Source organism: Nonomuraea sp. B208 (assembly GCF_057536035.1).
On record NZ_BAAJOU010000025.1, the window covers coordinates 501,174 to 515,663 of the forward strand.

The 14,490-nt window shown below is 70.5% G+C and carries 10 protein-coding genes; 6 read left to right on the plus strand and 4 right to left on the minus strand.

Annotated features, from left to right (window positions below; translation table 11 throughout):
- Positions 1-40 precede the first annotated feature (40 nt).
- From AC27IY_RS30600 to serB, 4 genes are all read left to right on the plus strand, one after another.
- Positions 41-718 (plus strand): SDR family NAD(P)-dependent oxidoreductase, encoded by a 678-nt coding sequence (locus AC27IY_RS30600; protein WP_487179994.1) that lies wholly within the window; start codon positions 41-43, stop codon positions 716-718.
- Complete coding sequence (locus AC27IY_RS30605) at positions 715-1,725, plus strand: S-adenosylmethionine:tRNA ribosyltransferase-isomerase (RefSeq protein ID WP_487179995.1); 1,011 nt, start codon at positions 715-717, stop codon at positions 1,723-1,725. Before AC27IY_RS30600 ends, AC27IY_RS30605 begins: the two co-directional genes overlap by 4 nt.
- Before the next feature lie 103 nt (positions 1,726-1,828).
- The gene (locus AC27IY_RS30610; protein WP_423451382.1) at positions 1,829-2,413 is read left to right on the plus strand and encodes a hypothetical protein; all 585 of its coding nucleotides are present in this window, start codon (positions 1,829-1,831) and stop codon (positions 2,411-2,413) included.
- A gap of 89 nt (positions 2,414-2,502) precedes the next feature.
- Positions 2,503-3,723, plus strand: a complete 1,221-nt coding sequence (serB, locus tag AC27IY_RS30615) for a phosphoserine phosphatase SerB (protein ID WP_344208379.1) — start codon at positions 2,503-2,505, stop codon at positions 3,721-3,723.
- Here serB and AC27IY_RS30620 read toward each other — a convergent pair.
- The 4 genes from AC27IY_RS30620 to AC27IY_RS30635 form a co-directional block, all read right to left on the minus strand.
- Positions 3,710-4,177 carry a SixA phosphatase family protein gene (locus AC27IY_RS30620; protein WP_487179996.1) on the minus strand — a complete coding sequence of 156 codons (468 nt, stop codon included), beginning with the start codon at positions 4,175-4,177 and terminating at the stop codon, positions 3,710-3,712. The two genes, serB and AC27IY_RS30620, sit on opposite strands and share 14 nt — an antisense overlap.
- A gap of 331 nt (positions 4,178-4,508) precedes the next feature.
- Positions 4,509-6,830, minus strand: a complete 2,322-nt coding sequence (locus AC27IY_RS30625) for a sodium-translocating pyrophosphatase (protein WP_344208383.1) — start codon at positions 6,828-6,830, stop codon at positions 4,509-4,511.
- 1,583 nt (positions 6,831-8,413) lie between these two features.
- Positions 8,414-8,842, minus strand: coding sequence for an ATP-binding protein (locus tag AC27IY_RS30630; protein WP_344208385.1), 429 nt, complete (start codon positions 8,840-8,842; stop codon positions 8,414-8,416).
- Position 8,843: 1 nt separating this feature from the next.
- Positions 8,844-9,194, minus strand: coding sequence for an STAS domain-containing protein (locus AC27IY_RS30635; protein WP_020542579.1), 351 nt, complete (start codon positions 9,192-9,194; stop codon positions 8,844-8,846).
- 409 nt (positions 9,195-9,603) lie between these two features.
- Here AC27IY_RS30635 and AC27IY_RS30640 point away from each other — a divergent pair, with 409 nt between their 5' ends.
- Both AC27IY_RS30640 and AC27IY_RS30645 read left to right on the plus strand, forming a co-directional pair.
- Positions 9,604-12,048: a DEAD/DEAH box helicase gene (locus tag AC27IY_RS30640; RefSeq protein WP_487179997.1), complete on the plus strand. Its 2,445-nt coding sequence runs from the start codon at positions 9,604-9,606 to the stop codon at positions 12,046-12,048.
- 1,893 nt (positions 12,049-13,941) lie between these two features.
- Entirely contained in the window at positions 13,942-14,466 is a 525-nt protein-coding gene (locus AC27IY_RS30645; RefSeq protein ID WP_487179998.1) for a hypothetical protein, read from the plus strand.
- The last annotated feature ends 24 nt before the right edge of the window (positions 14,467-14,490 follow it).

The window sequence follows — 14,490 nt, forward strand, 5'->3', positions numbered from 1 at the left end:
CCCGATGCCCGCGCCGCCCGGCGTTTCTAGCGTCGAAGGCATGACGGACACCACATCCACCCGGAACCGCACCGCTCTCGTCACGGGGGCCTCGCGCGGGCTCGGTCTCGCCCTCGCGCGCGTCCTGGCCGGCGCGGGCTGGCACCTCGTGCTCACCGCCCGGGGCGCGGCCGACCTGGAACGGGCCGCCGCCGAGCTGGGGGCCACCGCGATCCCCGGCGACGTGACCGACCCCGCGCACGTACGGCGGCTGGCCGACGCGGCCCCCACGCTGGACCTGCTGGTCAACAACGCCAGCGACCTCGGGCCGACGCCGCTGCCCCGGCTCGCGGACTATCCGCTGGAGGCGTTCGGCGCGCTGCTGGCCACGAACGTGACCGCGCCGCTCGCCCTCGTCCAGGCCACGCTCCCGGCGCTGCGGGCGGCGGGCGGCGCGATCGTGAACGTGACCTCCGACGCCGCCACCGGCGCCTACGAGGGCTGGGGCGGCTACGGGGCGAGCAAGGCCGCGCTGGAGCAGCTGTCCAACGTGCTGGCCGCCGAGGAGCCGGACGTACGGGTCTGGTGGGTCGATCCGGGCGAGATGAACACCCGCATGCTCGCCGACGCCGTCGGCGCCGAGGAGGCGGCAGGGGCCACGGACCCGGCCAAGGTCGCCGCCGCGCTGTACGACCTCGTCTCGGCCCGCCCGGCCGGCGGCAGGGTGAGCCTGCAATGACCGCCCAGGCCCTCGACTTCGAGCTGCCGCCCGGACTGTCGGCCCAGGAGCCGCCCGAGGTGCGCGGCCGGTCCCGTGACGACGTGCGCCTGCTGGTCTCGCGCGGCGAGCGGGCCCCCGAGCACCGCCGCTTCGGCGACCTGCCCGACCTGCTCGGGCCCGGCGACCTCATCGTGGTCAACAACTCCGCGACCCTGCCCGCGGCCGTCCGGCTGGACCGGCTGGCGGTGCACTTCTCGACCGCCTGCGAGGACGGGACGTGGCTGGTCGAGCTGCGGCGGCGTACCGGCCGGGCGAGCGAGCCCTACGCGGGGGGCGAGCCCGGCGAGTGGCTGCCGCTGCCGGGCCGGGCCACGCTGCGGCTGATCGGGCGGGAGACGCCCCGGCTGTGGCGGGCGCGGCTGGACCGGGACGTGGAGGCGTACCTGCGGGCGTACGGGGTGCCGATCCGCTACTCGTACGTGGTGGGCGAGTGGCCGATCGAGACGTACCAGACCGTGTTCGCGACCGTGCCGGGCAGCGCCGAGATGCCGAGCGCGGCGCGGCCGTTCACCGAGGCCCTGGTGACGGCGCTGGTGGCGCGCGGGGTCGGGATCGCGCCGATCACCCTGCACACCGGCGTGGCCTCGCCGGAGAAGGACGAGCCGCCCTACGCGGAGCGGTACGAGGTGCCGGCCGCGACCGCGCGCCTGGTCGAGCTGGCCCGCGAGAGCGGCGGCCAGGTGGTCGCGGCGGGGACGACCGTCGTACGGGCCCTGGAGAGCGCTGTGGGCGCCGACGGCCGGGTGCGCGCGGCCTCGGGCTGGACCCGGCACCTGGTGACCCCCGAGCGCGGCGTCCGGGCGGTGACCGGGCTGCTCACGGGGCTGCACGAGCCCCGCTCCAGCCACCTGCTCATGCTGACGGCCGTCGCCGGCGAGAAGGCGCTGGCCCGGGCGTACGAGGAGGCGTTGCGCGAGGGGTATCTGTGGCACGAGTTCGGCGACACGCACCTGATACTGAAGTAACCGGCTTTACATAAATTTTAATAACTGATATACACAGCGGGCATTTACGGGGGGCTTGTTGTATTACACGGCCCCGAGTCCAATTCCCTTACCCGGAGAGGTAATGCACAAGTCCCTTACCAAGGGCATGCTGGCCACGCTCGCGGCCGGTGCTCTGCTCGTTCCCGCTGTTCCCGCTTCCGCGGCCGTTCCCACGACCGCTTCCACCGCCACGACCAGCGCGGTGACCACGAAGGCGGCCAAGCCCTACTCCTCCTTCGCCGTGAAGGTGACGGCGACCAAGAAGGCCAAGGCCGGCAGCTACATCAAGTACAAGATCTCCGCGACCAACGTGGGCCCGCACTTCGCCTCCGCCGAGGCCTGGTACGTCGGCGGCGCGTTCCCCAAGGGCATCGACCCGAGGAACATCCGCTACTCCACCAGCGGCAAGAAGATGGAGTGCATCCTGCTGACCGCTCGCGGCTTCTTCTGCTTTGCGGATAAGGACATCGCGGTCGGAAGTTCCTTCTCCGTTACTTTCTACGCAAAGACCAAGAAGAGCACTCGCGGTTCGCAGAAGGCGACGCTCGGCGTCATCTCCTACAACCTCGACCAGGGCATGGAGGACATGGACCTGCGCGAGCTCGACCGGCTCGGGGTGCCCGGTTACCTGTTCGCCAAGTCCGTGAAGACCACGGTCGTGCGTTAACGACGAACGACGAACCACGACATGCGCCCGTGTCCGAATGGCGAGCCTGCTGCGCGAGCATCGGACCGGGCGCAGTACCGTGGCTGGATGTGGACCAGCGCACCCTCCTGATCACCCTGACCGGCCCCGACCGGCCCGGCGTCACCTCGCGCCTCTTCTCCGTCCTGTCCGGCTTCCCGGTGACCGTCGCCGACATCGAGCAGGTCGTCATCCGCGGCCGGCTGACGCTCGGCGTGCTCGTCGCCTACGCGGGCGGACCGTCCACCGGCACCGGCACGACGCTCGGCGCCCTGTGGACCGCCGTCGAGCGGGTGGCCGAGGACCTCGGCATGGAGGTCGAGCTCTCCACCGGCTCCCAGACCAAGGAGCAGCGCCGCCGCGGGCGACTCTCCGTCAGCGTGCTCGGCGAGACGCTGCAGCCCGCCGCGATCGCCGGCATCGCCGGCCGCATCGCCGCCGCGGGCGCCAACATCGACCGCATCGAGCGCCTCGCCCAGTGGCCCGTCACCTGCATCGAGCTGTCCGTCTCCGGCGCCAACCCCGCCGCGCTCCGCGTCGAGCTGGCCGCCGAGGCCGCCGCCCAGGAGGTGGACGTGGCCGTGCAGCGCACGGGCCTGTCCCGCCGGGCCAAGCGGCTCATCGTCATGGACGTCGACTCCACCCTCATCCAGGGCGAGGTCATCGAGCTGCTCGCGGCCCACGCCGGCTGCCTCGACGAGGTCGCCAGGGTCACCGAGCAGGCCATGCGCGGCGAGCTGGACTTCGCCGAGTCCCTGCGCAAGCGGGTGGCGCTGCTGGAGGGCCTGCCCGAGGAGGTGTTCGCCGAGGTGCGCAAGGAGGTCGTGCTGACGCCCGGCGCCCGCACCCTCGTCCGCACGCTCAAGCGGCTCGACTACCGCTTCGCCATCGTCAGCGGCGGCTTCACCCAGATCACCGACGCGCTGGTCGAGGAGCTGGGCATCGACTACTCCGCGGCGAACGTCCTCGAAGTCGCGGACGGGCGGCTGACCGGCCGCGTCGTCGGCGACATCGTCGACCGGCCCGGCAAGGCGCGGGCGCTCGAACGCTTCGCGGCCGCCGCCGGCCTGCCCATCTCCCAGACCGTGGCCATCGGCGACGGCGCCAACGACCTCGACATGATCGCGGCGGCCGGGCTCGGCATCGCGTTCAACGCCAAGCCCGTCGTGCGCCAGGCCGCCGACACCGCGGTCAACACGCCCTACCTCGACTCGATCCTCTACCTGCTCGGCATCTCGCGCGACGAGGTGGAGGCCGCCGACGCCGAGGACGGCGTCCTCACGCCCCGCTAGGGTCCCAGCGGGTGACCAGGCGGCCCTCCCCCAGGTGGAGGTCCGCCCACGGCGCGCCGATCTCGATCACCGCGAACGCTCCCGGGCGGAAGCCGTAGTCGCCGCCCGCCAGCCCCAGCGCCAGCTCGTGCACGCCAGGATTGTGGCCGCACAGCACCACCGTGCCGAGCTCGGGGTCGGCGCGGCGCAGCACGTCCAGCAGCTCTTCGGGGTACGCCTCGTAGATCTCGCGCTCGTAGCTGATCTCCAGCTCGGGGAAGGCCAGCTCGGCGGTGCGCCTGGTCCGGACGGCCGGGGAGCAGAACACCGCCTCCGGTCTCAGCCCGGCCCCCCTGATCTCGTCGCCCGCCCGCGCGGCGTCCCGCTCCCCGCGGCCGGTCAGCGGCCGCTCCCGGTCCGCCAGGCCCGCCACGTGGGCGGCCTTGGCGTGCCTCAACACGATTAACGTCCGCACCGGATCACCCTGTCCTCGAGGCCCAGACGGACAGCCCGATCAGTACGGCCAGAATGACGAACATGGCCAGCAGGATGTAGCCGAGGGTTTTTGCGCCGTTCGGCCGCTTGTCGCTCTCCACGCGGACAGTGTCCCATCGAGCACCCGGGGTGCCGCGACCACCTGCCCCACCGCTCACCCATCCCGCCTCCCCTTCCCCTCGGCACCCCCTTCCCCCGCCCGCTCCCGCAAACGCCCGGGACAGCTCCCGCAACCGCCCGGGACAGCGGAACGCCCGCTCCCCCGGCCAGGGGAAGCGGGCGTCCGCGGGAAGTCGGGCGGCCGGCCGTCGTCAGGACGCGACCGGCTCCTCCTCCCTGTGGTTGTCGTTGTCGCTGGCCGGCTCGGACGTCACCGAACGGCGCTTGGAGACCACGATGGCCGCCACCACCACGGCCACCGCCACCACCGTGATGCCGATCCGCAGCACCGGGTTGCCCGCGTACAGCACCACCGCGGGCGCCACCAGCAGCGCCACCAGGTTCATCACCTTGATCAGCGGGTTGATGGCAGGACCGGCGGTGTCCTTGAACGGGTCGCCGACGGTGTCGCCGATGACGGTCGCGGCGTGCGCCTCGGAGCCCTTGCCGCCGTGGTGCCCGTCCTCGACGAGCTTCTTGGCGTTGTCCCAGGCGCCGCCGGAGTTGGCCAGGAACACCGCCATGAGCGTGCCGCAGGCGATCGCGCCCGCGAGGAACGCGCCCAGCGGGGCGTACCCGAGCGCGAAGCCCACGGCGATCGGCGTCATGACCGCGAGCAGGCCGGGCGTGGCCAGCTCGCGCAGCGAGTCGCGGGTGCAGATGTCCACGACGCGGCCGTACTCGGGCTTCTGGGTGCCGTCCATGATGCCCGGGTTGTTGCGGAACTGGTCGCGCACCTCGAACACCACCCGCATCGCGGCCCGTCCGACGGCCATGATCGCCAGGCCGGAGAACAGGAACACCACCGCCGCGCCGATGATCAGGCCGACCAGGACGTTGGGGTTGTCGATGCTGAGGTTGAAGTTCTGGAAGATGCCGAGCGCGTCCTTGATCGCCGTGTCGGCCTGCGCGAGCTCGCCCTCCACGGCCGTGCGGAAGGCGCCGAACAGCGCGGTGGCCGCCAGGACGGCCGTGGCGATCGCGATGCCCTTGGTGATGGCCTTGGTGGTGTTGCCGACCGCGTCGAGGCTGGTCAGCACGCGGGCGCCCTCGCCCTCGACGTCGCCCGACATCTCGGCGATGCCCTGGGCGTTGTCGGAGACCGGGCCGAAGGTGTCCATGGAGACGATGACGCCCACCGTGGTCAGCAGACCGGTGCCGGCCAGGGCCACCGCGAACAGCGCGAGCGTCACGTTCCCGAAGCCCAGCAGGAACGCGCCGTAGACCGCGCCGCCGATGATCAGGGCCGAGTAGACGGCCGACTCCAGGCCGACGCTGATGCCGGACAGGATGACGGTGGCGGGGCCGGTGCGCGAGCTCTCGCCGATCTCCCGTACGGGGCGGCGCGTGGTCTCGGTGAAGTAGCCGGTCAGCAGCTGGATGGCGCTGGCCAGCACCAGGCCGATGAGGACCGCGCCGATCGCGATGAGCCGCGGGTCGGCGTCGGACTCCACACGCGAGCCGGTCAGGCCGGAGAAGCTGGCCGGCAGGTACCAGAACGCGGCCGCGGTCACCAGCACCGCCGAGATGGCGGCGGAGATGAAGAAGCTGCGGTTGATGGCCGCCATGCCGTTGCGGTCGCGGTCGCGCATGCCGGTGACGAAGATGCCGATGATCGCCGTGATCACACCGATCATGGGCACGATCAGCGGGAAGACGAGCCCTTCCTCGCCGAACGCCGCCCGGCCCAGGATGAGGCTGGCGACCAGCATGACCGCGTACGACTCGAACAGGTCGGCCGCCATGCCGGCGCAGTCGCCGACGTTGTCGCCCACGTTGTCGGCGATGGTGGCGGCGTTGCGCGGGTCGTCCTCGGGGATGCCCTGCTCGACCTTGCCCACCAGGTCGGCGCCGACGTCGGCGGCCTTGGTGAAGATGCCGCCGCCGACGCGCATGAACATCGCCAGCAGCGCCGCGCCGAAGCCGAACCCTTCGAGCACGCCAGGGGCGTCACCCTGGTAGAGGAGCACGACCACGGCCGCGCCCAGCAGGCCGAGGCCCACGGTGAACATGCCGGCCACGCCGCCGGTGCGGAACGCGATCCGCATGGCGCGCTTCTCGCCCGCCTCGTTGGCCGCGGCGGCGACGCGCACGTTCCCGCGCACGGCCAGCCACATGCCCATGAACCCGGTCAGCGCGGAGAAGACCGCCCCGACCACGAAGAAGATCGACCGCCCGATCCGGACGTCGGTCTCCCCTGGTAGCAGGAGCAACAGGAACGGGATCACGACGACGAAGATCGCCAACGTGCGGAACTGCCGCGCCAGATAGGCGGCGGCGCCTTCCTGTACGGCACGGGCGATGTTCTGCATGCGTTCGGTGCCTTGGCCCGCGCCCAGCACCTCGCGCACTAGACCACCTGCCACGGCCAGCGCGATCAACGCGACCGCGGCGACCACGACCACGATGGTGAGATTGTTTCCGCTCAGGGCCAGATTTGACGCTGGCTCCGCTGCCAGCATGTGCCTGCTCATCGTTCTCCTCGGCAAGACCGGTCGTCCTGCCCGGGCGGTGCTGCGCCCCCTCCTCGGCGGGTGTTGCGGCACCATCCGGGTTGTGGGTGCCGCTTCCGGTTGAATCCGCGTTCCGCCGGATCACCTTGGCCGGTGCCGGGAGTCTACGCAGGCAGTGAACGGATATGAAGGCTCCGAAGGTCACTAATTATCCGCGAGTCCAGTAAGAGCCGGTCAGCAGCCCGGTTTGCGGGCTGACAAGGGAAATTTCCTGGGGGTTAAGGTCATGACAAGGAAACGATATGGGCTGACCGAAACCAAGCTCCATCGAACGCTTGGGCGGGGGTGTTGCGGCCCGCGAGCGCCTGGCGGCAGGGGCTGGGGGCGGGGGGTTCGCGTGGCGGGCGCGTCAATGGGGGGTTGCACAAAGGCAAAAAGATCGTCTCATGGGTGAACGGTAAGCATGCCTTTACTGCAGTTTTGATGATCTTAGGTGGGGGCGCACATAACAGGGGTTCCGCCCCGAATGCCGCATTCACGGCCCGGACACTGCGGGCAGGCATCTCGAACAGGGCGCTTGCCCCAGGTGAGCGCATTCAAATGCGGGCCGGGTCGACGGTCGACGCCCTGCCGCACGAGTCAGGCGGCCCACGGAGCGACCACCCATCCCGCACCTTGCTCTCTCGTGCGCGCACGCGGCCTCGTGCCTGCACCCATGCCAGTCCCCCTGGCCCACCCGCTCTGGCGGCCACACGGTGCGAGTGCACAGCAGGGCTGACGTCCCACGGAGGTGTCACACGACCCACGGACCGATCACCGGTCCCGCACCCGCGCCCACTCACGCGTCTGCTCTGGCGGCCACACCCGTGCCAGGGCGCAGTTGTGCTGACGCCCGGCAGACGGGTCACACGACCCACGGGACGACCACTCACCCGCATCCACACTCGCGCCCACGCCCCTGCCAGGGCGCAGTTGTGCTGACGCCCGGCAGACGGGTCACACGACCCACGGAACGATCATTCACCGGCATCCGCTCTCACGCCCGCGCCAGTGCACAGCAGGGCTGACGGCCCATTGCCGGGCCACATGACCTACGGACCGATTACCCATCCCCACACGCCGGGCGCTCGTGCCCGCACCCGGTCTAGTGCCTGTGCCAGCGCCCGCTCACGCACCCGCCCCGTGCCATGCCAATGCCCACCCGCGCACCTGCCCCGCATCCGCGCTCCTGCCCGCCCCGCCCCCTCTCGTGGTCAAGACGCTGAGGGCCAGCAGGGAGCCCGCACGGCCTGCAGGGGGTATCTGGGATGGCGCAGAACCCTTACCGGGCGGCTAGGGGCACTACAGAGGCCGCCAGGCGCAGTCTCCAGCCACCGGGACCCACCTCGCACCCGGCGAAGACAATGGTCAACGCCTTGCCATGGTGGTGGGGATTGGGGCGCCGTGACGGCGGCCGGCCACGTGCGGGTCAGCGGGCGTCACCCTGGAGGCCCCCGGCGGGGGTCGGCGGGTGGGGCCGGGGTGGCTTGCCGTAAACAGAAGAAATGGGGGATGCCAGGCGCCCGGGGAGGGCGCCTGAAGCACTCATCGGAGGACGGCGACCCTCACGGCGCGGGAATCCCGTTCGCCGCGGGCCAGCTCATCCGGATGTCGGTCCCCTTGGGGGTGGGAAAGACCTCGACGTCGTCGGCCAGCCCGGTGATGACCGCGAGGCCGAAGCCCGTCATGAACGAGTCGGACAGCGTGCCCAGGTCGAGCGGCTGCTCCAGATGGAGCTCGTCGCTGGGGGCATGGTCGCTGACCGTGACCTCGAACCGTCCGGAATCATCTCGGAGCTCGATGCGGATGGGCTCGCCCGGGCAGTGGGCGCGGTGCGCCTCCACAGCCCGGGAACATGCCTCACCCACGGCGAGCCTGACCTCGTCCAGCAGGGACTCCTCCACACCCGTGCGCCGGGCGATGGCCGTGGCCACCAGCCGTGCGGTGCGCACGTGCGCGGGGAGGGCGCTGAACGTCAGCTCGACGGTAGCCATGCTACTTGTCTTTGCCGTGAGCTTCCTTGGCCTCGTCGACCGAAGCGTAGATCCCGAAGACCTTGGTCAGGCCGGTGATCCGGAAGATCTTCAGGATGCGCTCCTGGGTGCAGACCAGTTCCAGGGAGCCGTCGTGCGCACGGACCCGCTTGAGCCCTCCGACCAGGACACCAAGACCCGTCGAGTCCAGGAAGTCGACCTTCTCCATGTTGACGAGAAGGTGGAAGTTGCCCTTGTTCACCAGGTCGATGAGGAGTTCACGCAATCTCGGCGCAGTGTAGACATCGATCTCACCCTCGACCTCGACGATGGTGAGTCGGTCCTCGTTGTGGTGATCCAACTTCAGATCCACAGATCCTCCAGCGCCTCGCCTGCGAAAGTACTCTTGCCGGCCTGGCAATCTGGAGCGTGGCCCCAGACTGTCCGACCCTGACGCGCGGCATTCAACCACGCGCCTGGCTTGTGTCTATACGAAATCACGATTCCCGGCGACTTTGCCCACTGATGCAAGACTGGAAACAGTGACTTCCTCCGCATCCTCCCCAGAACAGGCAGGTCCACTCCTCCGCCACCTGCTCGGTGTTCCCGCACGTCATGAGCGCGTCACCCATGTGGAGCATGTTCCAGCACGTCAGGCGGGTCAAGTCGGTTGGCCCGATTGGGCGCCGGACGTGCTGGTTACGCGCTTGGCGAACCGCGGGGTGACGGGGCTCTGGCCACACCAGTACGAGGCCGCCGACCTGGCATTCCGTGGCCGAAACGTGATCGTCTCCACGGGCACGGCGTCCGGGAAGTCCCTCGCGTACCTCACTCCGGCGGTCGCGTCCTGCCTCGACGGCGGGACGGTGCTCTACCTCACGCCGACCAAGGCGCTGGCCGCCGACCAGCTGCGCGGGCTCCGCGAACTGCACATCACGCAGATGCGGGCGGCCACGTACGACGGCGACACGCCGTTCGAGGAACGCACCTGGATACGCCGGCACGCCAACTACGTCCTGACCAATCCCGACATGCTCCACCGGAGCATCCTGCCCAGGCACGCGAGCTGGACGTCGTTCTTCCGGCGGCTGCGCCTGGTCGTGGTGGACGAGTGCCATGGCTACCGGGGTGTGTTCGGCTCCCACGTCGCCCAGATCCTGCGCCGGCTCCGCCGGGTGTGCGCACGGTACGGCTCGGCACCCACGTTCCTGCTCGCCTCGGCGACGGCGAGCGAGCCGGGGGCGTTCGCGATGAGGCTGACGGGGCTTGAGATGGACGAGGTGACCGTGGACGCCTCTCCCAAGGGTTCCACCACCATCGCGCTGTGGGAGCCGCCGCTGACCGAGCTACGGGGCGAGGGAGGAGCGCCGGTGCGGCGTACGGCCACGGCGGAGGCCGCCGACCTGCTCGCCGATCTCGTGCTGGCCGATGTCCGCACCTTGGCCTTCGTACGCTCCCGGCGCGGCGCCGAGACGGTCGCGCTGACCGCCCGCGCGAAACTGGCCGACGTGGCCTTCTCCATGCCGTACGCGGGCGCCCCGCTCCCCCCGGCCACCCCTCACCCTGAGACCGCAGGCACGACCACGCCCTCAACCCCTCGGGCCACCCACCCACCCTCTGACACGCCCCTCAACGACACCCTCGACCAAAACCCGCACACCGACCCCACCGCTGGTCCCAACCGCGGCCCGATCAACGGCCTCAGCCGCAGCCCCGGCGAGAACCTCAGCAGCAGGCCCGACGACCCGGCCGACGGCCCGGCAGACGGAAGGCCCAGCAGCGCACCCACCCGCGCTCCCGGCAGCACCCCCTCCCACAGCACGCCCAGCCGCATCCCCTCCCACAGCGCGCCCGAGAACCCCCTGTCCTGGGCCTTGCCCGACATCTCCGACCTGTCCAACCTCCCTGACAAGATCGCCGCCTACCGCGCCGGCTACCTCGCCGAAGACCGCCGCGTCCTGGAGAAGGCCCTCCGCGACGGCACCATCATGGGCCTGGCCACCACGAACGCCCTCGAACTCGGCGTCGACGTCTCCGGCCTCGACGCCGTCCTCATCGCCGGCTGGCCCGGCACCAGAGCCAGCCTCTGGCAGCAGGCGGGCCGCGCGGGCCGCGACGGCCAGGACGCCCTGGCCGTCCTGATCGCCAGGGACGACCCTCTGGACACCTACCTCGTCCACCACCCGCAGGCCCTGTTCGGCCAGCCGGTGGAGGCCATCGTCCTGGACCCCGACAACCCGTACGTCCTGGGCCCCCACCTGTGCGCCGCAGCCGCCGAGATCCCGCTGACCGAGGCCGATCTGCCCATCTTCGGCCCGACCACCGCCGACGTCCTGGACGACCTGGTGAACCAGGGCATGCTCCGCGCCCGCCCGACCGGCTGGTTCTGGACCAGGCGCGAACGCCCCACCGACCTCGCCGACATCCGGGGCGGCGGCGGGTCCCTCATCCACGTCGTGGAGGCGAACACCGGCCGCCTCCTCGGCAGCGTGGACGAGCCCTCCGCCCACACCACCGTCCACACGGGCGCGGTCTACATCCACCAGGGCGAGACGTTCCTCGTGGAGGCGCTCGACCTGGAGGCCGACGTGGCCCTGGTCACGGCCGCCGATCCCGACTACTCGACGTTCGCCCGCGACATCACCGACATCTCCATCCTTTCCACCCAGCGCTCCCACCCCTTGGGGCAAGGCACGCTGCACTTCGGCGAGGTCGAGGTGACCAGGCAGGTGGTCTCGTACCTCAAGAGGCGCTTCCAGTCGGGTGAGATGCTCGGCGACGAGCCCCTTGACCTGCCACCTCGCACCCTCCGCACCCGCGCCGTCTGGTGGACCCTTCCTGCGTCGGCCGTGGCCCCTCTCGCGGAGGCGGGCATCGACCTCGGCGGCGCGGCCCACGCCGCCGAACACGCCTCCATCGGCCTCCTCCCCCTGTTCGCCACCTGCGACCGCTGGGACATCGGCGGCGTCTCCACCGAACTGCACGCCGACACGGGCCTGCTGACGGTCTTCGTGTACGACGGCCACGAGGGCGGCGCCGGTTTCGCCGAACGCGGTTACGCCAGGGCGAACGACTGGCTGACGGCCACCCGCGAGGCGATCACCTCCTGTGAGTGCGAACGCGGCTGCCCGTCCTGCATCCAGTCACCCAAGTGCGGGAACGGCAACGAACCCCTGGACAAACGGGGCGCCATCCTCCTCCTGAACACCCTGCTCACCACCGACTGACCCACCCCCGCCGAACCCCGCCAAGCCCGTCCGCAGAGCCCCACCCGGCGGTTCGGACCGCCGTGCCCATCCCCCAAGCAGAATCCCTAACTGAGACCGCCCTCGTGCCGACGCCCCGCATAGGCGGACGTACCGGCACCACCAGAACCACCCGCCCCGCCCCCGGCACCAGCGGGCCGATTCACAGCACCACCGCCAGCACCAGGATCATCAGCGTCACCGCCGGCACCACCGTTGCCAGCACCACCGCCGCCCCCGCCAGCACTACCGCCGCCGCCAGCACTACCCTTGGCAGCATCCGTGCCAACGCCAGAAGCACCTGTCACAGCACTGGCAGCACCACCGGGGCCGCCTGTTACGGCACCACCCAAACCGCTGGTCACCGCACCCCCCGAACCGCCGGTCACGGCATCACCAGCACCACCGCCGTGGATCGTCCCAGCACCACCGGCGTGGATGGTCCTGCCACCACCGGTGCCAAGGCTCCTCCCGCCCTCCGCGCCCTCATCATCCGGCGCCCAGAAATCCAGCGCCCCAGGCTGCGGCCGCTCCCAGAACCCGCTGTCCTCCATGGACCGGGGCGAAGGCGGCAGATAGTCATCCCACCGCTCCTCGATCCGCACAGCAGGCCGCTGCGCCGCCGCTGCGGCCGGCTCCGACACCTCGATCACCGCCGAACTGGGCAGCGCGATCCGTACCGGCTCCTGCCGCCCACCACGTCCACCGTGATCAGCCGCGCCCCCTTCGCGGCCCTGACCACCTGCATGGCCAGGGCCGCCCTCGCTCAAGCCACCGCCATGCCTCTGACCACCACCGGGACTCTGCACACCTTTGTAGCCCTGACCGCCCCGCTCATCTGGAAGCCCGACAGTCTGCGGAACCAGATGCGCCGAACCAGCCTCTACCGGGAGCACCCCTCGAACAGGAGCAGCATCCGCAGCAGAGGCGATGTTCGCCCCACCAGCCTCTAACCCAGGCATCGCAGACACCTGCCGCAGAACCTGACCACCACCCGCGCCCGCCCCCTGCCAATCAGCAGGCAAAGGCGACGAATCACCATGATTGGAAGCCCCGCCGGAAGCCGAAGCCTGCCCATCAGCCGTCTGCGACCCCGGCGGCATTCGCGTCTTCGCCACCGCAAGGATCACTGTGGGCCTACGCCGAGGCGTCACCCCAGCCGCCCCTTCTCCACGGGAGACGCCCGCCCCCGAAGGGCCAACTTCAGCCCCGGTGCGCGAAACACCGACACCCCCTGCCGCTCTCGCAGCAGAAGCAGAAGAAGCAGCAGAAGTGCCCCTCGCCATCGACGCCGGGCCCGTTCTCAGAGCCTGCGAACTCCCGCCCCGTCCTCCCTCGGCAGCCAGCGCCCGCCGCCGAGCCCAAGCTCCGGCATGCGCGCCGAGCAACAGCAGAAGCAGCCCACCCGCGACATACAGCCCGTACTGCCCGACGTCCCCCAACACGGACTCGCTCGACTGCGCCTTCACACCGTTCACCTGCACTGACGCGGTGTCCGAAGCACTCTCGCCCTGGTCGCTCCGCCCCTCACCGTTCCCACCTGATGGCGTCAGGGCATCTTTTTCCCCTTCTCCCTGCCGTACATCAGCAGTCGGAATAGGCAGATTGCCCTTCGTGTCCGTGTCAGGGATCGCGGGTACCTTGGCCGTCACCTTCGGGCGGTGAGTCGTCGCCTTGCGCGAAGGCTGAGCCTGCTTCTTGGCGGGCAGCGTCGGCAGCGGATCGGCCCTCTCGGATGTCTTGGGCGCCTGCCGCGTCTTGTTGACTTCCTTCTTCGGCTGAGCGGCAGGCGGTGCCGGAACGCTGACGTAGGCGGTGCCTGACTCGCCCGACCCGACCGTCCCTCCGTCCCCGTCACTCCGGAACGCCCTGACCGTGAACCCCACCTTCTGCCCCGCCGCCTTGGCCGGCACCGCGAGCACCGCCTTGCACGACCCGCCGCTGCACGCGCTGTCCGCCGCCAGCCGCCCCACAACCCCCGACTGCGTGTTGGACACCTGGTACGTCTGCAGATCGGGCTCGGCGCCCTTGCTCCAGGTCACGATGACCTTCGTGGTGCCCTGGAGCTCGGCGCTCACATTGCTCGGCGTCTCGGCGGGCCGCCGCAGCTTGAAGGTGCTGCTGTCGTACCTGGTGCCGGTGATCTCCCCCTTGAGGGTCACGGTGAAGGTCCCGTTCGGGGCGCTGCCGGCGTCGAACGTCCCGGAGATGGTCTGGTTGGCGCCCCCGCCGGCCACCTTCACCGAGCCTGTGGACGGCCCGTCGACGTACAGCCCCATGCGCAGTTGCATGAGCCCTGTACGTGCGGAAACAGTGACCGACGACCCGGAGACGACCTGTCCGTCCGACGGCGAGGTGATTTGCCCAGAGGAGCCGCTTCCCGCCGTCACGGCCGCATGAGCGGATCCACCGAACATCATGGAC

What these genes read in the sequence shown, in the direction of transcription:
- AC27IY_RS30630 (WP_344208385.1), bottom strand. Translation starts at nt 8,842, where the DNA reads ATGGCTACCGTCGAGCTGACGTTCAGCGCCCTCCCCGCGCACGTGCGC.
- AC27IY_RS30610 (WP_423451382.1), top strand. Translation starts at nt 1,829, where the DNA reads ATGCACAAGTCCCTTACCAAGGGCATGCTGGCCACGCTCGCGGCCGGT.
- AC27IY_RS30605 (WP_487179995.1), top strand. Translation starts at nt 715, where the DNA reads ATGACCGCCCAGGCCCTCGACTTCGAGCTGCCGCCCGGACTGTCGGCC.
- AC27IY_RS30625 (WP_344208383.1), bottom strand. Translation starts at nt 6,830, where the DNA reads ATGAGCAGGCACATGCTGGCAGCGGAGCCAGCGTCAAATCTGGCCCTG.
- AC27IY_RS30600 (WP_487179994.1), top strand. Translation starts at nt 41, where the DNA reads ATGACGGACACCACATCCACCCGGAACCGCACCGCTCTCGTCACGGGG.